This window comes from Melghirimyces profundicolus, assembly GCF_003054245.1.
GTDB classification, from domain to species: Bacteria; Bacillota; Bacilli; order Thermoactinomycetales; family DSM-45169; genus Melghirimyces; species Melghirimyces profundicolus.
In genome coordinates this window covers 213248-234129 of the sequence record NZ_QBKR01000001.1, presented here as the reverse complement: position 1 = coordinate 234129, position 20882 = coordinate 213248, and the positions used below count along the sequence as shown (strand labels likewise).

23 protein-coding genes and 1 tRNA gene are annotated in these 20882 nt (G+C 57.0%); 8 read left to right on the top strand and 16 right to left on the bottom strand.

The features are described 5' to 3' along the window. Nucleotides 1-117: 117 nt before the first annotated feature. Nucleotides 118-1347 carry an MFS transporter gene (locus tag C8P63_RS01110; RefSeq protein ID WP_170109422.1) on the bottom strand — a complete coding sequence of 410 codons (1230 nt, stop codon included), beginning with the start codon at nt 1345-1347 and terminating at the stop codon, nt 118-120. Between the two features lie 114 nt (nt 1348-1461). Here C8P63_RS01110 and C8P63_RS01105 point away from each other — a divergent pair, with 114 nt between their 5' ends. Then, nucleotides 1462-1683, top strand: a complete 222-nt coding sequence (locus tag C8P63_RS01105; RefSeq protein WP_170109421.1) for a LysR family transcriptional regulator — start codon at nt 1462-1464, stop codon at nt 1681-1683. Then, entirely contained in the window at nt 1629-2333 is a 705-nt protein-coding gene (locus C8P63_RS01100; protein ID WP_108021477.1) for a LysR substrate-binding domain-containing protein, read from the top strand. The genes C8P63_RS01105 and C8P63_RS01100 overlap by 55 nt, the downstream gene beginning before the upstream one ends. Before the next feature lie 36 nt (nt 2334-2369). Here C8P63_RS01100 and C8P63_RS01095 read toward each other — a convergent pair whose 3' ends face one another. The 5 genes from C8P63_RS01095 to C8P63_RS01075 all read right to left on the bottom strand — a co-directional run bounded on the left by C8P63_RS01095 (nt 2370) and on the right by C8P63_RS01075 (nt 6779). Then, entirely contained in the window at nt 2370-2942 is a 573-nt protein-coding gene (locus C8P63_RS01095; protein ID WP_146172080.1) for a hypothetical protein, read from the bottom strand. A gap of 179 nt (nt 2943-3121) precedes the next feature. Continuing rightward, nucleotides 3122-3832, bottom strand: a complete 711-nt coding sequence (locus tag C8P63_RS01090) for a TetR/AcrR family transcriptional regulator (protein ID WP_108021475.1) — start codon at nt 3830-3832, stop codon at nt 3122-3124. After that, a complete protein-coding gene (locus C8P63_RS01085; RefSeq protein WP_108021474.1) occupies nt 3810-4571 on the bottom strand; it encodes an ABC transporter ATP-binding protein in 762 nt (253 codons plus the stop codon). Before C8P63_RS01085 ends, C8P63_RS01090 begins: the two co-directional genes overlap by 23 nt. Then, entirely contained in the window at nt 4565-5467 is a 903-nt protein-coding gene (locus tag C8P63_RS01080; protein WP_170109420.1) for an ABC transporter ATP-binding protein, read from the bottom strand. The genes C8P63_RS01085 and C8P63_RS01080 overlap by 7 nt, the downstream gene beginning before the upstream one ends. Nucleotides 5468-5480: 13 nt before the next feature. Then, nucleotides 5481-6779, bottom strand: coding sequence for an ABC transporter permease (locus C8P63_RS01075; RefSeq protein WP_108021472.1), 1299 nt, complete (start codon nt 6777-6779; stop codon nt 5481-5483). Nucleotides 6780-7134: 355 nt separating this feature from the next. Here C8P63_RS01075 and C8P63_RS01070 point away from each other — a divergent pair, with 355 nt between their 5' ends. From C8P63_RS01070 to C8P63_RS01060, 3 genes are all read left to right on the top strand, one after another. After that, entirely contained in the window at nt 7135-7329 is a 195-nt protein-coding gene (locus tag C8P63_RS01070; RefSeq protein ID WP_108021471.1) for a hypothetical protein, read from the top strand. A gap of 150 nt (nt 7330-7479) precedes the next feature. Then, nucleotides 7480-7674 (top strand): hypothetical protein, encoded by a 195-nt coding sequence (locus C8P63_RS01065; protein WP_108021470.1) that lies wholly within the window; start codon nt 7480-7482, stop codon nt 7672-7674. Continuing rightward, nucleotides 7675-7950, top strand: a complete 276-nt coding sequence (locus C8P63_RS01060; RefSeq protein ID WP_108021469.1) for an OsmC family protein — start codon at nt 7675-7677, stop codon at nt 7948-7950. A gap of 125 nt (nt 7951-8075) precedes the next feature. Here the strand turns inward: C8P63_RS01060 and C8P63_RS01055 are convergent, their stop codons facing one another. The 4 genes from C8P63_RS01055 to C8P63_RS01040 all read right to left on the bottom strand — a co-directional run bounded on the left by C8P63_RS01055 (nt 8076) and on the right by C8P63_RS01040 (nt 12087). Then, nucleotides 8076-9257, bottom strand: coding sequence for an MFS transporter (locus C8P63_RS01055; protein WP_108021468.1), 1182 nt, complete (start codon nt 9255-9257; stop codon nt 8076-8078). 360 nt (nt 9258-9617) lie between these two features. Further along, nucleotides 9618-10865, bottom strand: coding sequence for a M15 family metallopeptidase (locus C8P63_RS19865; RefSeq protein WP_342748037.1), 1248 nt, complete (start codon nt 10863-10865; stop codon nt 9618-9620). A 125-nt stretch (nt 10866-10990) separates the two neighbouring features. After that, the gene (gene queF / locus C8P63_RS01045; protein ID WP_108021467.1) at nt 10991-11422 is read right to left on the bottom strand and encodes a preQ(1) synthase; all 432 of its coding nucleotides are present in this window, start codon (nt 11420-11422) and stop codon (nt 10991-10993) included. Next, a complete protein-coding gene (locus C8P63_RS01040; RefSeq protein WP_108021466.1) occupies nt 11410-12087 on the bottom strand; it encodes a queuosine precursor transporter in 678 nt (225 codons plus the stop codon). The genes queF and C8P63_RS01040 overlap by 13 nt, the downstream gene beginning before the upstream one ends. A 317-nt stretch (nt 12088-12404) precedes the next feature. On the opposite strand from C8P63_RS01040, the gene C8P63_RS01035 reads away from it, so the two are divergent. Beyond that, the gene (locus C8P63_RS01035) at nt 12405-12866 is read left to right on the top strand and encodes a pyridoxamine 5'-phosphate oxidase family protein (RefSeq protein WP_170109419.1); all 462 of its coding nucleotides are present in this window, start codon (nt 12405-12407) and stop codon (nt 12864-12866) included. A gap of 54 nt (nt 12867-12920) precedes the next feature. Here the strand turns inward: C8P63_RS01035 and pruA are convergent, their stop codons facing one another. After that, nucleotides 12921-14465, bottom strand: a complete 1545-nt coding sequence (gene pruA / locus C8P63_RS01030) for an L-glutamate gamma-semialdehyde dehydrogenase (protein ID WP_108021465.1) — start codon at nt 14463-14465, stop codon at nt 12921-12923. Nucleotides 14466-14770: 305 nt separating this feature from the next. Here pruA and C8P63_RS01020 point away from each other — a divergent pair, with 305 nt between their 5' ends. Continuing rightward, nucleotides 14771-15073 (top strand): TIR domain-containing protein, encoded by a 303-nt coding sequence (locus C8P63_RS01020; RefSeq protein ID WP_108021463.1) that lies wholly within the window; start codon nt 14771-14773, stop codon nt 15071-15073. 390 nt (nt 15074-15463) lie between these two features. Here C8P63_RS01020 and C8P63_RS01015 read toward each other — a convergent pair whose 3' ends face one another. From C8P63_RS01015 to C8P63_RS01005, 3 genes are all read right to left on the bottom strand, one after another. Next, the gene (locus C8P63_RS01015; protein ID WP_108021462.1) at nt 15464-16699 is read right to left on the bottom strand and encodes a zinc-dependent alcohol dehydrogenase; all 1236 of its coding nucleotides are present in this window, start codon (nt 16697-16699) and stop codon (nt 15464-15466) included. Further along, nucleotides 16696-17817 carry an MBL fold metallo-hydrolase gene (locus tag C8P63_RS01010; protein ID WP_146172079.1) on the bottom strand — a complete coding sequence of 374 codons (1122 nt, stop codon included), beginning with the start codon at nt 17815-17817 and terminating at the stop codon, nt 16696-16698. Before C8P63_RS01010 ends, C8P63_RS01015 begins: the two co-directional genes overlap by 4 nt. Before the next feature lie 190 nt (nt 17818-18007). Then, nucleotides 18008-19582, bottom strand: a complete 1575-nt coding sequence (locus C8P63_RS01005) for a hypothetical protein (protein WP_146172078.1) — start codon at nt 19580-19582, stop codon at nt 18008-18010. A 166-nt stretch (nt 19583-19748) separates the two neighbouring features. On the opposite strand from C8P63_RS01005, the gene C8P63_RS01000 reads away from it, so the two are divergent. Beyond that, a tRNA-Sec gene (locus C8P63_RS01000) sits at nt 19749-19845 on the top strand. A 214-nt stretch (nt 19846-20059) separates the two neighbouring features. Here the strand turns inward: C8P63_RS01000 and C8P63_RS00995 are convergent. Then, complete coding sequence (locus C8P63_RS00995; RefSeq protein ID WP_108021459.1) at nt 20060-20509, bottom strand: DUF3189 family protein; 450 nt, start codon at nt 20507-20509, stop codon at nt 20060-20062. 3 nt (nt 20510-20512) lie between these two features. Next, a complete protein-coding gene (locus tag C8P63_RS00990) occupies nt 20513-20842 on the bottom strand; it encodes a hypothetical protein (RefSeq protein WP_108021458.1) in 330 nt (109 codons plus the stop codon). Nucleotides 20843-20882: the final 40 nt, after the last annotated feature.

The window sequence follows — 20882 nt, the reverse complement described above, 5'->3', positions numbered from 1 at the left end:
CGGGCGATGGAAAGCGTTTTCATTCATTTTATTCGTCACTCCTTTCCTTTTTCCTCCCAGATTCAAATAAAAAAAGAAAAAAATTCACCGGCCCAAAACGGACCGGTTTCCACTCCGTTACAGGAGCCGACCCTCTTTTTTTCGCCCCCCACTGGAACTGAAGGATCGAAAACATTCCCGTCCTTGGAAGAATCCCGCTCCTGTCAGCCCCGCCCCCACCGCTCCCCAGGCGACTCCGTAACTGCTCGTATCCGCGAGCCAGCCGAAAAGCACCGGGGCCAGGATAATCCCGATCTGGTTCACCGTGAGGGCAAAGCCCACCGCGAACCCCACCGTTTGATCTTCCACGGCTTCCGCCACCTGTACCAAAAACAAGCTGTACCACCCGAGTCCGAAAAAGCCGATCCAAAGGGAAAGAAAAATCCATCCCCCTTGCCACGATAGGAACGGTATCACCCAAACTCCAGCACCGCAGGCCGCCAAACAGAGAAGCAAAAAGGGTTGCCGTCCCTTGTCCGTTCGGTCGCTCACCCAGGGAAGAAGTACCCGGCCGGCGGCACCGGAGACCAACAGAAGGGACAACAGCCGCCCCCCCTCTTCCAGGGAACATCCGGCCCGTTCCGAAACATACGACACCCAATGGGTGACAAGGACCATCTGCAGGGAGACGAGAGCGATTCCGGAAACCAAAACCGGAACCAGTGAGGGTGCCCCCAACACCGCCCGGAAACTCTCGCCCAGGGGAGGGATCGACTGTTTCGGGGGGTTGCAGACCGAAGGCTCCCGGTAAAAGATCAAAAAAGCGAGTCCACAGAGAATGGAGACCGAAGCCTGAAACCCCACCCCCGCCTCCCAACCGTACACTCGGGAGAAAAAGGGGAGCGCGAGGCCGGCCAGCGCCCCGCCGAGTGGGATCCCGGTCTGGCGAATTCCCATGGCCAACCCCCTCTCCCGGTCCCCAAACCAGCGGGCAACCGCCCGGCTACCCCCGGGCTGGGCTGTTCCGTACAGGAGACCGGTCAGCGCCAGACAGAGGAGAAAGGCCGAAAAACCGGTCCCCCACATGGTCGTCAAAACCGACAAACCCAAGAGAACGGCCCCCCCGCCGACCCATCCCCGTTCCCCGTCACGATCCAACATCCTCCCCACCCAGATCATGGAGAGAAGCGGCCCCAATTGGACCGCCGACATCAACAGACCCGCTTGCAGCCGGGTCCATCCGAATTCCTGTTGCCAGACGGCCGACAGCGGTCCCACTCCGTAAGTGACCAAAGTGGCACCGGTTTGCACGGCCGTGGCGAGCCCCAACATGCCCCATCGGTGAGGGTTTTCCCACGAGTTTTTCATCCGATGACCCCCCTCCTTTTTATGGTAAGCAGGGTCATCCATCGTGTAAAATGATCACATATGAACTCTGATATCAATAAACATGATACCCGAAGGAAAGGAGAGGTCGTACCTTTGGAACTGCAGGACCTGAAGGTGTTCCGCAAGGTGGCGGAAACGGGGAATATCTCCCGGGCGGCAAAAGAGTTGGGCTATGTCCAGTCCAATGTCACCGCCCGCATCCGCCGGCTGGAAGAGGAACTCGCCACCACCCTGTTTCACCGGCACAGCCGGGGGGTCACATTGACTTCTGCCGGCCGTTCCCTGGAGATTATGCCCTTCGGATCCTCGACCTGACGGAGGAGGCTTCCCGTCGTCTTCGCCACTCCCGCACCCCCTCGGGCCCCCTGGCCATCGGGGCCACGGAATCCACCGCAGGGGTCCGACTCCCTCCCCTGCTTACACGGTTCCACCGGCGGTATCCGGGGGTGGAGATGTCCCTCATCACCGATTCCTCAATGGAATTGACAGAGAAGGTTCGAAACGGAACCTTGGACTGTGCCCTGGTCGCCGGCCCGGTGAACCGTCCCGATTTGGAATGCATCCCGCTCCTGGAGGAAGAACTCGTCCTGGTCCATCTTCATTCTCAATTGAATCCGTCCGGTCTCCGAACCTTTCTGGTCTTCGGTTCCGGATGCACCTACCGGGCCCGGCTGGAAAGTTGGCTGCGGCACACCGGCACCCTCCCTTTCCGGCTGATGGAATTCGGCACCTTCGAAGCCATCCTCGGCTGCGCCCGGGCCGGGATGGGTACCGGCGTCCTGACCCGCTCCGCAACGGAACACTGGCTCCGTGACGGAGACCTTCACCTCCACCCCCTGCCGGATCCCTTCGCCCGGGTTCCCACCGTCCTCCTCCGCCGACGCGACCCCTATCCCTCCCCGGCCCTCGAGGCCTTCGCGGAGATGGCCGAAGCGTTTTTAAGCGGGAAAACGAGCGCGGTATAAACACAAAGACCGAAGACTGCTGACCGAAGATCCGTGTCAGCAGCTTTTGTTTTCCGCCTCCCGGGACAAGGTTCCGGCCCGCCAAACAAGGGCCACAACGGTCAAATACAATATAGATGCGGTGAGCAGCAAAACAGTGAAGGTGGGTGGGATCCAGTTGCCTCCCAACAGAGAGAAGGGGAGGAGAATAAATAGGATCCCTGAGAGCCAAAGAAACCATCTTCCCGATGTTATCGTACCCTTCCCCAACCGACCGGAATCACCCAGGTCCCGGTTTTGTGCCCAATCGGAGATTCCCCTGCACAAAGTGTGGATAAAAACCACATTCAGCAAATAAACCGTCGTTTGAATGATAAGGGTCATCCTGTTTTGATCCGACAGAGGCGGAAACAGAAACATCGGAGGAGAAACAGGGGAGAAAATATTCTGTAAAAAATCAATGAAGGAAGAGGCCAACAACACAATCGCCAATACCCGGACCCTTCTGAAGGGAGGGTGACTGCCGGCCAGTAACCCGAGACCGTAAATGATGAGCCCCCAGCCCGCCACATCGGGAATGACATCCACCCTCCCACTGGCCAACTGAATATAAAAATCCATGAAAATCATGATAAATCCCCAAAATATCTTGCGAAAAGCCTGATAGTCCATTCCAAACGCCCTTTCCATCCAAGATCAAATAAATTATTCGGTCAATTAGGGAAGCACCGTAACTGGAAAATCCCGAATCTGTCCAGAAGCGTTGTGATTGATTACGATTTGGAATAGGAAAGGAAAACGGGGCCGGATCAACCTTCCTCTTTCTCCTTCGGCCCCGCAATCCCGTGGAGGAGCACCTCCGCCATCCAGGCCAGTTCCTGTTCTTCCTCCCCCTGGGCCAAATATCGGGGAAAGATGTTTTTGGCCAACAAATAGCCGATCCCGATGGAGAGGATGCTCCGGGCGACCACGTGGGTGGGGAGATCGTCCCGGAGCCGCCCCTCCCGTTGCCAATCACCGATCCGCTCCGACATCACCTCGTAAATGGAGCGGGCCACATGATCCTGAAGCGCTTCCCGCAACTCCGGCTGAAACAGGCTCTCCACCACGATGATTTTGATCTTTTTCCAATTCCGTTCCACCAGCCGGACCCGGTCGGCGTACAATTCGCGAAACAGTTCCTCAGAGGGTTTGTCCTGGTCCAGGATCTTCAGTACAGGGCGGAGGATAAAGGGGGTGGCCACCCGGGAGATGGCCGGAATCACCAGGTGGAGGAGGAGGCCTTTTTTGGAACGGTAGTGTTTGAAGATGGTCGCCTCCGCCACTTGGGCCCGCTCGGCGATGGCGCTGGTGGAAGCCCCTTCGAAACCCCGCTCGGAAAAGATGTGCATCGCCGCTTCCAGGATCCGTTTCTGCTTCTCCGTCTCCCGGTCTTTCTTTTCCAGGTTGAGCCCGTATTCTTCGGCGACGAGCCGGATCCATTCCTCCCAGCTCTTCTCATCCTCTTGCTCGGTTGTCATCCGCGCTTCCCTCCCCGGTCGTATGGATGAAGATGCCTTCCAATGTGGGGCGTGGAGTGTGAAGAATTTCGGCAAAACGGTTCCGCAAATCGGGAACGGTCCCTTCCGCCACGAGCCGCCCCCGGTTCAGCATGGCTACCCGGTCACACTGTTCCGCCTCACTCATGTAATGGGTGGTGACCAGCACCGTGGTTCCCTCTTCCGCCAATCCGTACAAAAGGTCCCAGAAGGAACGCCGGGTGACCGGATCCACCCCACTGGTCGGTTCATCCAGGATCAACAGGGACGGAGAGTGGATCATGGAAGAGGCGAAGGCGACGCGTTGCCGCCAACCCCCGGCCAGGTTCTCCACCCGTTGTTTCTTCATCTCTTCCAGATCAAAGCGTTCCAGAAGTTCTTCCACCCGATCGGCGGAAGATCCTTTCACCGGATACAACCCGGCAAAAAAACGGAGGTTTTCTTCCACTGTCATGTCGGAATAAAGGGAGAACTTCTGGGACATGTACCCGATCCGGTGGCGGATCGCATCCCGCTCCTTCACGATATCATACCCCAATACGCTCCCCTCTCCCCGGGTGGGGCGTAAAATGCCGCAAATCATCCGGATCAGGGTGGTCTTTCCGGCTCCGTTGGCCCCGATCAGTCCGCAAACTTCCCCCTCCTTCACTTCCAAGGAGACGCCGTCGACGGCGGTGAAGGCGCCGAAGCGTTTGGTCAGCGAATCCAGCCGGATCACCATGCCGTTTCCTCCTTCCCGTTTTCCATCATATACCGGGAGAAGACATCTTCCCACCCGGGAGCTTCCGCTTCCACTTTTCCCGCCTGTTCCTCCCGGCTCAGCCCCTCCAGCAGCTGTCGCACTTTGTCTGCATCCCGGCTCCAGACCACCAGGTCCGTGCCCCGGGAATACGCCTGGGCCACCGCCGGTTCCTCCCGCAGCCGGGGGAGCCACTTCATCCGGACGGAGCTTGCATCCCGGACGACCCAGACGGGATAAGGAAAGTCCTCCCGGTAGGCCCCCGGTTCCCGGTCCGCCAACAGCCGCCCCCGGAAGAGCAGTATCACCCGGTCGCAATGACGGGCTTCTTCCAGGTACTGGGTGGAGACAAACACCCGCGTCCCCTGTCGCATCACCGAGCAGATCAGCTCCCACACTTCGCGCCGGGAGAGGGGGTCCACCCCGTTGGTGGGCTCATCGAGGAGCAAAAGGTGCGGCCGGTGCAACACCGCCGCCGCGATCGCCAGTTTTTGCTTCATCCCCCCGGAGAGAGAACCGGCTGCCCGGTCTGCAAAGGGGGCCAGGTCCGTCCAACGGAGAAGCTCCTCCATCCGCTCCTGTCTCTCCCGGCGAGGAAGCCCGTTCAATCGCCCGTAAAAATGGAGGTTTTCCGCCACGGACATCTCCTCGTACATCCCGAAGCTCTGGGGAACGTAACCGAGAGAAGTCCCCTGTTCCCTCACCACCTTTCCCCGGGTGGGTTTCAAGAGGCCGGCGGCCAACTTCATCAGGGTGGTCTTGCCCGCACCGTCGGGGCCGACCAATCCATGAATCCCGCTCTCTCCCAGGGTGAGATCGATTCCGTCCAGCGCCGTTTGGTTTCCGTACCGTTTCGTCACCTGTTTCATTCGAATCATGTTCATCCTCCCCTTAACCCAGGCTGCGGCGGAACCGGAGTGCGGCCACCCCGAGGAACAGCACGGCGTAGACCGCCAGCACCGCCACTTCCGTGGTGTAGTCGAAGGGGTGCGTCCCTTTGAGGAACACGTCCCGGCTGACCGGCAGGAAGTAGGTGAGGGGCATCAGACAGGACACCCATCGGATCCCCCAGGGCATCGCCTCCAGCGGAAACACGAATCCGGACAGGATGAACTGGGGAACCAGGGTGAGAACGGCCAATTGCATCGCCTGCTGCTGGTTCTGGGAAACCATTGACACCAACAGCCCCATTCCCAGCGATCCGGTCAGGAAGAGAAGGGACACCAGCAGGAACGGAAGGACTTCCCCGCGGAAGGGAACATCAAAGAGAAAGATGCCCACCGAGAATACCAGCAGAAAATCCACCACGGCGATCAGAAAGTAGGGAAAGAGTTTCCCCAGCATCAGTTCGAAGGAGCGGAGCGGGGAGACGACCAGCTGTTCCAGAGTGCCCCGCTCTTTTTCCCGGACAATCCCCAAGGCGGTCATCAGGGTGGTAACGAAGATCAGGACGAGTCCCACCAGCCCGGGGATCATGTAGTTGACGCTCTTGATGTCCGGGTTGAAGAGGACATCCACTTCCGGCTTCATCCGGTCCGGATCAGGAAAGAGTTCCTCCATCTTTTCCAACCGCGCATCCATCTGTTCCCGGGCGTTGTTCTCCACCTGATCTTTCAGGGTCTCCTGAAATTGCCTCAGCTCTTGCGGCGGCAACACCCGCTGCAGTTTGGCGAAGGCAGGGCTTCCGGAGAGATCCGGCGTCGGCACATCCGACTGTTCCAGCTCTTCCCGGATCTCATCCTGCAGTTGGGTCATGTTTTCCTTTTGGACGTCAAGGAGAAATTCGTTCACTTTCCTTAAGGCGGATTGAGCCGAAAACAGGCGGCTCCCGTCCACCTGCACCTTCAGCTTCTCATCCTCTTCCCTGGAGAATCCATTGTAACCTTCGGGGATAATCACCAACACGTCGGCTTCCCCCCGGGTCAGCTCCGATCTCCCTTCCCCAGGGGTCGCCTTCCCCTTGAGATGGAAGTCTTCATTCTCCTCAATTTGCCGGATCACGTCCTGGCTGTCGGCGTGATCCGCCTCGTCCGCCACCACCACATCGATCGTATCGATGTCGAAATTGACGGCATACCCGAAGGCCACCAGCCAAAGAACCGGCAAGATGATCATTATCGCCAGCGTCCGCCGATCCCGCCGCAACTGGATAAACTCCTTTTGCACCATCGCTCCGATCCGCTTCCACATCTTCTCCGCCCCCAGTTAAGTGAGCACTTACTCACCTATCACTGTATTCCCTAAACCCGTCGGATGTCAACATAAAAGTGAGTGTTTACTTTTTTGACTATTACAATGACAACAACTTTTTAAAAGCCTGCCCTAAACAAATACAATAAAGAAACAAGTTCACTTTAAAACAAAAACTCCCGCTGACGATAACGGGATGTGAAATACGATCTACAACTGTCGTTTAGACGACCTTTTCTTCAATGGACTTTGCCAACCCCTCGAGGGGCTTATGAGAACCCCCCTTGGCGAAAACTCTTCGGAACCGTGGAGAGACTGTAAAAAGGAACCCCATTCTTCGAACGGAGGAATTCCCATGAGTCGTGAGATGCGGCGGTTGAACATCGAAATTCCGGAAGACTTGGACGAAAAACTGGAACGGATCGTCAGCCAAAGGAACGAGGGGCGGCCCGCCGGAGCCCCGCCGGTGACCAAAGCGGATCTCATATTCGAAGCCGTGTATACGCTGGTGGAAGACTACATCGCCAAATATGAAGATCCTCAGGATTGAATACCGAAAGACAGGACCGTAACGAAAAAGCTCCTCCTCATCATGAGGTGGAGCTTTTGTTCAGACGAAAAAGCTGTGGTGAAGTTCTGAAGGATTCGGCGAAGGGGAAATCGAACAAGGGAAAGTGGAAACCATTGAGGAGGTGGCAGGATGAATCGACCGATCGAGATTTCCAACATCCGCATTCATCAGGACGAAGGACCCAATCGCCGCGCTTACATCGCCGGTTTTGAGAAACCCCTGCTGTTTGGCGTCCACGGCGGCGTGCAGGATTTTTACGGAATCAAACCCGACGAAGAGCGGCCATCCACGCTGGACCACATCGTGGCCGCCGCCGGCGGGTGACTGACCGGGACGCTGTCCGGCGCGCTGGAAGCGCGCAACATTCCCGCCAAGGGAGGCCAATTGACCGCTGAGTTCAAGGGAACCATCGAAGCTCCCGACAAAGTGCTGAAGATCACCCGCATCGATTGCCACTACCATCTCACCATTCCCAAAGGAAAGAGAGAAGCTGCCGAGCGGGCCCTGAACACCTTCGAACGGAATTGCCCCGTTGCCCAGACGCTGAAAGGGTGCGTTGAGTTCCACCACGAATGGACCATTCAAGAGCAAGAAAGCTGAGATCCCGCAAAAAACCAAAAAATCCGGCAGTAACCGTGCCCCCCTCCCTAATCTCTTGAGGAAGGGGGGCACGGCATTTTTATGTCAAGGATGGAGACAGTTTCGATGGTATCTCCACACGTGGACTACACCACGGACTCCGCATTTTCAACCCGACGCTCCTCCAGCCGTTTCACCCAGACCAGCATTCCGACCCCGGTGAAGGTGGCCAGGCCGAACAGGAGATAAGTGGCGCTGATCCCCGCCCAGTCGAGAATATATCCCCCCAGCAGGGTAAAAAAGGAGTTTCCCAGACCGGTTCCGACGGCAGCATACAAGGCGATGGCCGTCGTCTGGACTTCCGATGGCGCAAGGTCCCGCACGTACTGAAGCGCGGCGGGAATGAACAGCCCGACGGAAAGCCCCTGGCTGACCGTGGTCAGGTAAACCCAGGCGATGGACGGCTCCAGGGAATAGAAGATCCAGCGGAACCCCGAAACCAGCGCAGCAAACAGGGTCACCGACAACAGTCCCCATTTGCGGATCCAGGGTCCGGAAAAGCGCATAAAGGGCGCCTCACTTCCGGCGGCCAGCAGGAAGCCCAGACCCACTCCCGCCACGGTCCCGCCCAGGTCCTGAAACAGGAGACCGAAATAGACGTTGTTGGCGTGGACGGGTCCGAACACGAGAAAGGTGGCCGCAAGGAACATTCCGAACCGCGGCAGGCGGGCCAGCCGGGCCAGTCCCCTTCGCAGATCGAAGTCGAAAGCCACCTCTTCCTTCGGCAGCTTCAGCCCCGTGAGCGCACAGAGCCACAGCGATAGGGCGAAACCGAAGAAAATCACCGTCAGATCGAGCCGTTCCGCCAGCTCCCCCATCACCCACGTGGCTCCGGCAAACCCGATCGCCCCCCATAAACGGAGATTCCCGTAATCCCCGCCCTCCCGGCGGACGAACTTCATGGCGATGCTGTCGGAAGTGGGGATGATGGCGCTCTGAAAAGCCGCCAGCAGAGCGGCCAACACCAGCATCCAGGCATAGGATTCCAACAGAAGGTAACCCAGCCCCAGCGTGCCGGTCATCACCACCGTCAGGATCAACACCTCGTTGGAGCGCCGCGTGTAATCGCAGAGCATCCCCCATAGGGGTTGGGTGAGCACCATCACCACGGGACCGAGGGACATAAGGGTCCCGATCTGGCCGCCGGTGAGACCCACCTCATTTTTGAAGTAAACGCTGAGCAGCGGAAAAAAGCCGCCGAAACCAAAAAAGACAAGATAAAAAAAGAGACTGAAATTAACCCGGGTGAAACGGTTCTGCTTTGTCATCGATTTCTCCCTCTCCGTCTGTCCGTCGGCACGTTCCCGGCACCGCCGATACTCTTTCTATGGTCGAATTAATTGTACTTCAACGCGGCACCACTTTCAAAGGAAGTCTTCCGCTCACGGACAGACAGGGAAGATCGCTCCCCCTCATCCAAAAACCACGGACACCTCAACCATACCGACGGAACTCGGGAAACGCATCAGAGATCCCGACCAAAATCCGAAGGCTGTACGAACAATGGCCAGGATGCCACGATCATCCACTCATTCGAATCCTGTCCCGTGAAGATAACAAAGGACCCACGCCGAAAACCTGCGTGAGCCCGTGATGAAGGATTTTCATTTATCCAGATCCGAATTCCTTCAGTCAAGATATTCCTCCAGCGTCAGGTTGTTGCGGTGAATCTCGGCGGCGACGCGGGGGCCGACATAGCGAAGATGCCACGGCTCATAGCTGTAACCCGTGATATGCTCCTTCCCCTGCGGATAGCGAATGATAAATCCGAACTCGTGAGCGTGCCGTGCCACCCATTGGCCTTCCTTGGTCCGGCCGAAACTCTGCTCCAGTTTGAAACCGACGGATCGGCTGGTGATATCCATCGCCAAACCGGTCTGATGTTCGCTATGGCCCGGGCGTGCACTGATTTGACTGGCTTTTTCCTCTCCCATCTGACTGGATTTGTAGGCGAAGATGGCCTCTTGACGCTCGTAAGAACGGTAACCGGACTGGGCATACAGCGTGATCCCCTGTTTGTCCGCGGCGGCAAACAGGCGCTCCAGGGCCTCCGCCGCCACTCCCCGCATCTTTTTCTTCGGAAGGTTTTCTTCATAAGGAAAGCGGACGTCGGGGATATACAAGTCAGGCGGAATATACCCGTCAGGCAGCTTATGGGTTTTGTTGACCAGTACGGTCACACTGGAGGGATTGGAGACGACGGTGACACCGCCGTTGCCGGAAGAAGAACGCTTGTTTTCCGGTTCCTCCTTTTCCGGTTTTTTCTCTTCTTTCTTTTTTTCCACGGTTTTCTTCTGCGGTACATACACTTTGTTGTCATATACCGCTTTCTTCCGGTCCGCCCGGCTGAGAATCAGCGCCCAGCCTGGCTCCGTCCGGTGATGGGAAGACTGGATGGAATCCCACTCCGAACGGGTGTTCAGCTCTTTTTCATCGGAATCCACTTTCAATTCATCCAGGTGTTTGCTCAACGCTTCCTCCTCCCCTTCCGGGTGGAAAGCGCGGAGAAGAGAAGCCGCCAGTTCCCTTTTCATCTCCATGGTGCCGGAAAGCTTGACAGCCACCAACCGGTGATCCTCTTCATTCACCGCCAGATACAGACGGCCTTTGTCTCCGAATGCCCCTTGCGTTTTGGCAACTCCGTCTTTGAATTCCAAACCCTCCAGAATATCATCCTTTATTTTTCGGCTGTCGGATTGGGAGCGATTGAAGGCTTCCAGAAATTCCTCCGGTTTGACTCCGGGAGCCATGGCCGGTTTTTCCGGACGGTCCGCCTCCGCCGTGGGTTGTTTCTTCTCCTCATCCGAACAGGAAGCAAGCAACAAAACGGTAAAGCATAACAGAGTCAGAGGAGTCATCTTTTGATAAATTTTCATAATATCCCTCCGAATGTGAATCCTTGTTTGATTATAAATGAACATATCCTTCTCCGGAAGGGGTTTTTCCGAAGTTTCCGGGGGCAGGCCTTTAACGAAAAAGGCCGCCTTCAGGCGGCCTTTTTTCATCCTTTTTTATCCTTCTTATCCGGATACTCCGCCACCACGCGGGTTCCCAATCCGCCCCGGGGGTTCCAGAGGGCTTCCACGGTCATGGACTTCGGCTTCAACAGCTCCACCAATTCATCCAGGATACGGCGGGTGGCATGTTCCTGGTAGATGCCCACGTTCCGGTAGGACGTCAGGTAGTATTTGAGGGACTTCATCTCCACCAGGTATCGATCCGGCACAAAGCGGATCTTGATCTCGGCGAAATCCGGCAACCCTGACCAGGGGCAGACCGAGGTGAATTCGGTGGTGGGGATCTCCACCTCGACGTCTTTCCCCGGATATTGGTAAGGGATGGTCTCCAGGATGTCCGTCATGATGGCGGACTCCTCTTGGGTGTCGAACCGGATGTTTTGGTATTTGCTGTGGTCAACGGTCACTTTGCCCATGAGGCCTTACCTCCTTCGGATCGAAACGGGTTGTCTTCAGACAGGCGTTTCCGGATCAGCCAGACCCCCCCGTATACCAAGGGGGTATCGATCAGGGCGATCAGCAACTTCACCAGGTACTGCCCCATGATCACCCCCGCCAGATCCGGAATCACCCCGTAGAAGGCGATCGTGATGAACAAAATCGTGTCCACCAGCTGGGAAACCGCCGTGGACAGGTTGTTTCGGAGCCACAGGTGACGGGAACCGGTCTTTTCCTTCCAGAAATGAAAAGCCCAGATGTCGTGGTACTGGCTGACCAGATAGGCCAACATCCCCGCGACCGTGACGCGGAGGTTGGCTCCCAGCACGGTGGCGTAGGCCTCCTGACCTTTCCAGAACGGAGCGGCCGGCCACCACACCGCCAACTGAACCAGGATCGCGACCAGAAGGGAGGTGACGAACCCGACGAAGACCAGCCAGTTGGTCCGTTCCCTCCCCCAGATCTCCGCCACCACATCGGTGCAGACAAAGGTCAATGCGTAAACCAGCACCGCGGCGGGAACGAAGTACGTTCCGCCAAAAAGCGGGACCTGGACGATCTTGACGGCCAGCACGTTGCCGATCACCAACAGACCGACAAACGTCCCGGCGAACATCAGAAACCAACGGTCTTCACGATTCATCTTCCGTTGCTCCTCTCTTCCGTGCGGACCCAAACCCAACAAAAAACCCGCGGGAACGCCGCGGGAGAAGTTTGTTGGATCCAGAGCGCACGTTCCCTAGTTTTGTTTTAAGGAGAGGCGGGAGTTTCGAACTCTCCGGTTCTTCAAGGAACCGATCTCATTGTACCAAAAACGGCGAAAGGCGCCAGTTCCATTGTATGAAGGTTTGGCGAAATCACGACAGGGAATCCGGGTCACCCTTCTCCCACCTTCGACGGGGAGGAAAATCTCCATGATTCGTGGAATATCGAAGAAACCTTTCCCTGGAGGGGATCTGCATGAAAATCATCCGTGACCGAAAGCGCAGCTTTGACCTTGACCAATTTCTCACCCGGCCGCTGTTTGCCCACCTTTCCACGGTATGTGAAGAGGGGCCCCGGGATTCCCCCGTTTGGTTTCATTGGGAAGAGGGGTTTCTATGGATCATCGGCGTTCCGTCCACAGACAGCTTCCCGGACAGGATCCGGAGAGACCCGAGGTGTGCCGTCGGAATCGTCGATTTTCACCGGGAGAGCGGCCGGGTGCTCCATGCGGGCTTCAGGGGACGGGCCACGGTCGAACCCTTTGACCAAGGGATCGCCACCCGCTTGTTATCCCGCTATCTGGGGCCCGATGAAGGGAATTGGGATCCCCGGTTCCGGGACCTGGATGACAGCAACGTTCTGATCCGGGTCCAACCCGAAACGGTGGTGGTCCGGGACCAATCCTATGTGCCGGCACCGCCTGTGAAAAACCGGTAGATGCAAAAACCCCCTCCCGTGCGGAGAGGGGTTTCGTTCTTACAACCTCAATGGTTAAAACCATTCGGAGACGGTCTTGGCTTCCATGAAGTTGAGGAGATAATCCGGACCGCCGGCTTTGGCGTCGGTGCCGGACATGTTAAAGCCGCCGAAGGGCTGATAGCCGACGATCGAGCCGGTGCAACCGCGGTTGAGATAAAGGTTCCCCACATGGAAGTCGCGGCGGGCGCGATCCAGGTGTTCACGGTTGCGGCTGATGATGGCGCCGGTCAGGCCGTATTCGGTGTTGTTGGCGATCTCCAGGAGTTCTTCGAAATCCTTCGCTTTGGTGAAGGCGACGAAGGGCCCGAAGATCTCTTCCTGCATGATACGGGCTTCGGGATCCACATCGGCGACGATGGTCGGCTGGATGAAGTAACCCTTGCTGTCATCGGCTTCTCCGCCGGTCATCAGCTTGCCTTCCTGTTTGCCGATCTCGAGGTATTCCTTGATCCGGTTGAACTGGATGTCGTCGATGACCGGACCCACGAAGGTGCCGTACTCGGCGGGATCGCCCACTTTCAGTTCCTTGGTGAGCTCAACGGACCGTTGAAGCACCTGGTCGTAGAGGTCCTGGTGAATGACGGCCCGGGAGCAGGCGGAACACTTCTGGCCGGAGAAACCGAACGCGGAGGAGACAATGGATTGGGCCGCCAGTTCCACATCGGCGTCTTTGTCCACGATGATGGTGTCCTTGCCTCCCATTTCGGCGACAACCCGTTTCAGCCATTTCTGACCTTTTTGCACTTTGGCCGCCCGTTCGAAGATGCGGATTCCGGTGGCGCGGGAACCGGTGAAGTTGATAAACCGGATCTTCGGATGATCGACGATGTAGTCACCGATCTCTTTCGGATCCCCGGGGATGAACTGGAGCACCCCATCCGGCAGACCGGCTTCCCGCAGCACTTCCACAAACTTGGCGGAGATGACAGGCGCTTTTTCCGACGGCTTCAACAGCACGGTGTTGCCGGTGACCAGGGCCGCCACCGTGGTTCCACACATAATGGCGAAGGGGAAGTTCCACGGCGGGATGATGAACCCGACGCCCATCGGCTGGTAGAAGTACTCGTTGTGCTCATCCGGGCGGGACAGGACGGGCTTGCCCTTGTCCAGTTCGATCATCTGACGTCCGTAATACTCGAGGAAGTCGATGGCTTCGGCGGTATCGGCATCGGCCTCCACGTAGTTCTTCCCGGCTTCCACCGTCATGGCCGCGGAAAATTCGTGACGGCGGCGACGGAAGATGGCGGCGGCTTTGAAGAGGATCTCAGCACGGGATTTGGCCGGCCACTTCCGCCAGGTGTCGAAATGCTTCCAGGCGCTTTGGATGGCGCGCTCGGCCAATTCTTTGTCCGCCATGGAAACTTTGCCGACCACTTCTTCTTTATTGGCCGGGTTGCGGGAGGAAAGCTTTCTCTCGGTATGGACCTCCTCTCCGTCGATCAGGAGCGGATACTCTTTGCCAAATTCCTTTCTCACCTGTTCGATGGCTTCCCGGTAAGCTTTCCGGTTCTCCTCTTTGGAGAAATCCGTTTCTTGATCGTGCTTATAAGGAATCATGCACACCAAGCCTCCTCATTGTGGAAGAAATCGGACGGGACGCGAAAGGGACGCCGAAAACCCTTTCGGCATCAGAAGAATGCGCTTTCGCAAATCGTTCTCCGGTGAGAAGAATATCATGGTTGTATGGAAACGGCAACCCCGGAAACCGCCGGAGCGATGCGGCTTCCCCCCTTTTTGCGGCAACCTGTGGAAGCCGTCAAGAAGGGAATGGAAAATCATGCGGGAAATATTCATAGCATCCCCTGTTTATGCAGGAGCATGAAAAAATCTCCGATGCCCGTCGATTAAAAGGAGGATGTTGTTTGAAAGTCATCACCTTGTGCGGTTCGACCCGCTTTCGGAAGGAATTCGAAGAAGCCTCCAAAACCCTCACCCTTCAGGGACACGCGGTGATCAGCCTCGGTTTTTTCGATAAAAGTGAAGGATTCACTGTCACGCCGGAACAGGAGGCCCTCTTTGAGAAAATCCATCGCCGGAAAATCGATCTGGCCGACGAAATCTTCGTCATCGACGTGGACGGGTACATCGGGGAGAGTACGCGGAAAGAGATTGAGTATGCAAGGAAAACGGGAAAAGCGGTGAGGTATTATTCAAAGCAAGACTGAGAAAAAGTGAAGCCACTTCGCCCAGAAAAAAGCGGCCCCGCTCATCCTCAGGACCGCGTATTTGAGAGCGTTTTCTTTCTCCGGTCTATTCCCACCGCTAGAAGCGTTGTGAAAAAGTGAGCGGCAGCATTTACCCAAAGCCGCTCCGGCTGCTGTCCTGCAGAGATGCAGGTACTGTCCGCTCCGAATCATCCTGCTGCGGGCAGGGGCAAATGCCTTCGGATGCAACACAGAGAAGCTTTTGCCCCTGAACGCCCTTGCAGGCTGATTCTCCGCTGGGCAGGACAGCAAAGTCGCTATTTTGGGTAAACGCTTCCCCTTTTCTCAAAACAAACATTCAATCACAAAGCTTCTAGGACCGTCCGTCTTTCGTCTTCGTCCCCCCTGTCTTCAAATCCGGAATACCGTCTTGATCGATTCGTATCGACCTCGGTGGACATTGGCCGCGATGGCTTCCCTGTAACGATCCAAGGAAAACTCATGGGTGATCAGTTCCTCCAGGGGAAGATTCGTGCCCTGTGAGAGAAGCTCCAGCAGCAACTGATAGGTGGATAGAGATCTCCCCTTCCAATCTTCCCGTCCGTAACCCACCGTCCCGATGATGGACAATTCCTTCATCCAGATAAAACTCAGGTCCAGCTTGCGGATTTCACCCGAGAGACCCACCACCGTGACAAAACCGCGTTCGCGGGTAAACCGCAGAGCATCGTCGAGACTCTTCGGACTGCCGATGCAGTCGAACACCCCATCAAACCCCCCCGTATACACATGGGGGCCGATGATCGGCTTGTACTTGGAAGTGACAGGGAGACTCAACACATGGGCTTCCAGTTCCCCACGGTCGATAAATGCTTGGTCCGCTCCCATCCGGAGGGCCATCTCCCTTTGGTGGGGGAGCAAACTGTAATGGGTAATCCGGCAGTCGTTCCCCAGCAGGCGGAGAGCCGCGATCACCGTATAGGCGATCATTCCGCCACCGATCACCAACACGTGGTCCCCCGCCGAAGGTGGACGCCGCAACACCGCGTGAAGGCCGACGGCCAACGGCTCCATCATCACGCCCAGTTCATCGGATATCTCATCCGAAAGCGGAATCGCCATCGTCTCATGCACCGTGATCCGTTCACTCCACGCCCCCGGCAGCCCACGGCAAAATCCCAGCAGCATCCCCGGGGGAATGACGGTGGTGTCGGCGGAATGCCGACAAAGGCAGTGCAACCCCTCCCGGCAGGCGGGGCAGTGAGAGGCCACACCACGCGCTTCACAGGAAAAAAAGGGATCGATGGTCACCCGCTGGCCTTTTTTCAGGGATCTCACGCCTTCCCCCACTTCCGTCACCACCCCGACGGTCTCGTGTCCGAGAACGGAGGGGAATGTGTTGAAGGGGGTGAGAGCAGGAGAGGTCTTAAAAAAGATGGCGCCCATGTCGGTACCGCAGACACCGGAAAGAACCGGCTTCACCTTGATCCACCGGGGTCCCGGCAAAGAAGGTTCGGAGACCTCCCTCAGTCTCAGCACGGATCCCGGTCCATAACCCAGAGAAGGCACATAGTTGCCCAATGCCTTCGTGGCAAGGTATGGAAGAGCGGAGCGAGGGAGGGCAAAATCGAACACCACCCCCTTCATTTCGCCAGGGTTCCCTTCCCGCCCGGACGGACGATCGTTCCGAACGCCACCCGCTTGTGCTGATGGGAGGGCTTGGTTCCCGGAGCGAACAGATGTCCCCTGAGCTCCGAACTCGGGAAAAATTGCGGTATCCGGGGATGGTTCTCACAGGGGTCGGCCACGAGCTTCTCCTGAACCATCGAGTTGTATTGACGGGAGGTATTTTCAATGGTATTGGCGTTCAACACCACTTCAAACCCGGTTTTCTCCGCATACCGCCGAAGGCCGGGAATCCCGCTTTCCCGGGGAGCGTAGCATTCCGCCGCCACGCCGTTCTCACTGGAAACCCAAATCCCCGTATCCGTGTTCACCACCAGGGAATGGTTGCCCTGGGTATGGCCGGGCGTCCACATCAAAGCCACCCCCGGACCCAAAAGGACGTCTCCATCGATAAACAGAAGGCGGTCCTCCAAGATGTCCTCAAACTTTTCCGGTTGATACCAGATTTTCTGAAGGGGATGGAGATGTGGAAGGATGTCCCACTCCTTGCGTTGGACAATCAGTTTGGCATGGGGGAAATAGGCCTTGACCGGAGCATCCGGACTGATGTCCGGCTGGGGTCGGGTCGTTCCCAACCACCGTCGAACGTCCTGGGTGTGGAGGTGATCAAAGGTGATGAAATCCACGTCCTCGGGGCGGAGCCCGACGGATTCCAGGTGCTGCTCCACCGTTTGATACCGGTACGAAAGCAGAGTGTGACTCAGAAACTGACCGTACTTGCGGATCTGGTCCGCAAAATAGGGAGTGTTGGAAGCCAGTTCATACTCGGTCGGTTCATTTAAGAGCGTCCACACCCGACCTTCCGCTTCCCATTGGACAATAAACATCCGGTTGGTAAACCAGATATAGGCGACGGGGGACCATGCAGCGCGCCAAAGGGCATATTTCTTGGGGTATGGGAGCGTGATCAGATCATAGGAGTGGAAAGCGGTCGCTTTTCCGGTCGCCTTAAACCATTCCTTGAACCTGGGGACGGCCTCACGGATCCGTTCCAGCTGTCTTCCCGGATTGGGATCCGCATGCGCTTCCTCAAAAAAGGTAATTTTTTGAAAAAGAGCGTTAGAATCCAAGACTTTCACCATCAACCCCCCTTTCCCTTTTTTCCAGATGAAAAAGGTCCAAGGAGTCTATATTCCTTGGAAGATACCGATACGTACTGGCATACTAACGTATGGATCTTATTTTGTCAATAATCCAACAAATTTAAATGTAAGTATTACTCTGTTAAATAAAACTGCCGCCTTCACAATGGAAAGCGGCTGGGTAAAATCACGACAGTTTCCGTTTTCGATAAACCGCCAGCCCGATGATCACCAGCAGCGCGGCGGTCCCTCCGCTGTAGGCGCCGGCGCGGGCAGAGTAGGTGTGGTCGGACTCGGACAGCCGTCCGCTCCGGCGCATCCCCCTCACAGCGCTGACCCCTTCCTCATAGGTCCGCAGTTCATTGTTCTTGCCCGGAACGAGATATGTATCCCGGTCCTTTTCCTTTATGACAAGCGATTTGGACTCTTGCATCGCCATTGTCAACCCGTCCACTTTTCCGTAAAAGACGGTTTTGAGGAGGTATCTTCCTTCCGGCAATTTCACGGTGAAGCGGGGCTTTCCCTCATGGAGGTAGAGGATTTTCCCGTCGGGCCGGGCAATGGCCATCATCCAACGCCCTTCCACCTTGCGGCCGGTGATCACCGCTTCGATCACGGTGAAGGAAGGATCGGCCGCCGGGTCCGCTTTTTGCATGACCCGGGGGATGCTGAAATGATAGGGTTCTTTCACATGGACCTTTTGGCCCCCGACGGTGCCCTGGAAGTCCACGATGACATGGTATTCGTCTTTCCTTCGCATGGGGAGCTCCACCACGCCTTTGTTGGACGCCAGGACCCCCTTTCGGATCACGTTTTTCTCTTTCCCGCCGGGAAGCCTCACTTTGTCGGGATAACGGTAATAAAAGCGCCAGATCCCGACAGCCTTCTCTTCCGTATCCAGGGTCCCTTTCATCTGAACGCCCCGAACTTCGCTGTCCGACACTTCGATCCACAGGTCCTGAATTTTTTTCCCGAGCAGCACTTGATGATCCGCCCGGATCCGGAGGGCCCGGGTGGAGGACTCGTCGACACTCCCCCCGGTTCCCTCCGGGCAACCGCTCCGGAGGGAAACCTGACCGGCGGCTTCTTCAAACCGGCCGCCCTCTTTTCCGAACAGGTCGCCGTGGACTTCCCTCCCCACCGTACCATCCACGGTCACCCGGGCCTCGAAGGGGCCATCGGGCCGTTTCAGGAAGACATGGTGAGACGGCCCGGTCATTTCATCGGAAGAATAACGGTCCAAGGGCTTCTCCTTCCCCGAAGGAAATACTTCAAACGTCCAGCGGCCGGAAGCCTTCTTCGTCCGGGTCAATGTTCCGCCGACCTCCACCCGGTCCCCCCTGCAACGCACCCGGACTTTGACTTTCGGTGGGGTTACGCCCCGGGTCGTGGACAGGCGGACCTTTTTCCCATCGATTGTACCCCGGAAGGTGGCAGTGACGGACACCTTTTTCCCGTCTTTCAGCCGGTCGGCGACCGTACCGCCGAAGCGGACCGGTTTTTCGGGGCCCTTCTTTTTCCCGTGGGGCACCGTCATTTCTTCCCCATCGGCTTTAACGGTCCACTCTCCCCGAATCCGGTTTCTCTTCGTCACGCCCTTCAGTCGCGCCTTTACCTTCATCCCGGTCTTTTTGCCGACTTTCACCGGGTAGTCGACCTGAAGCGCCACCCCGTACCGTTCGTGGTCCCCGTCGGCGGCCCCCGCCGGCACAGCGCCGAACACCCATAATAAAAGGATCAATGAAACTCCCAATCGTCTCACGTCGTCCATCCACCCCCGCTTGGCCCAGTCCGAACTGGCATGACACTGATCCCCATTATATTAAGAAATGACCAACAGGAAAAGCGGAAACATCATTCCTTCCTTTGCGCTGAAAGGCTTTGGCACCCCGCCCCCGTTTGTGGTATGATATTTTCCGTCCCCACATGGGAGCGGATGGGGTACTGGTGTCCCCCCCGGTCTTCAAAACCGTGCGGGAGGCGCGTGACGTCTCCGGTGGGTTCGATTCCCACACGTTCCCGCCACTTTAAGACGGCTGTACCGCAGGTGTTGTGCCCGGTTCAGCCGTCTTTTTTCGTTCACGCGATCAGTCCGACATTCCCTTAACGAGAGCTTACGACAGGTTTGTTTCGAGCAAGGCCGTGGAAGCGGCGTGGGAAAGTACCTGGGTGACACGCCCATAACCTATGCACGCTGTATGGGTTTGGTTTTTTGTTTTGAAACACGCCCAGGATCCACTCATTTCCCTTTAATCGAGCAAACCAGTTCGAGGAGACGGGGGTAGCTCTTACGGATGCCCCAGGCGGCAAGGGGCCGGCCCAGGAAGCACAGCCCGTACCTCCGGGACAGGGCGCCGCCCACTTTCGTCGTCAAGGTGATGCAATCCAAGGCGTGGACCAAACGGTATTGAAGGGGATCCTCTCCGAGGATCTCCAACATCGATCGGATGCATCGGAGTGCGGCCCTCCACTCCCTCCCGAGTCCGAGGGTGTAAACCGCATGCCCGTTTTCGTCCCGGCCTTTGTAAAACAGGGTGCCGATGGTCCGATCTTCCGCCCAGTCGAAATCCGGAAGTTCCAACACTTCTTTCACGGAAGGGAGACGATCCGACGGCAGTTTTCCGAGATGAATCGCGGCAGCGATCACCGAGGAGTGGGCGCTGCCGTAACACTGGTAGATGATATGCACCTGTTAAACCTCCCTGAAGGAACGGAGCAGCAGGGGGCAGGCATCCATGAAATCTTCCCAGGAACAGACTCCCCGGGCCCGCTGTATCAAACGGATCATTTCCCAGGAGTAAGGACTCGCTCCGGCCAGTTGAATGATGTGCAAAAGAGCCCGTTCCACGATGGCCGGATCACCGACAACGCCGCAGAAATAAACGGTCACGCCGGCGTGATTGGGGCCGGCTTCCCAGATACGGCCCGGCCGGGACCAATCCACGCCCCTTTTCCTCCCCCACTCGGCCAAGGCCTCCACGGAAATTTCAGTGGGATGACGGATATCCAAAGCAGCCGCCACCAGAGCCCCGGCCCCCTCATCACCGCTCATGTACAGTTTT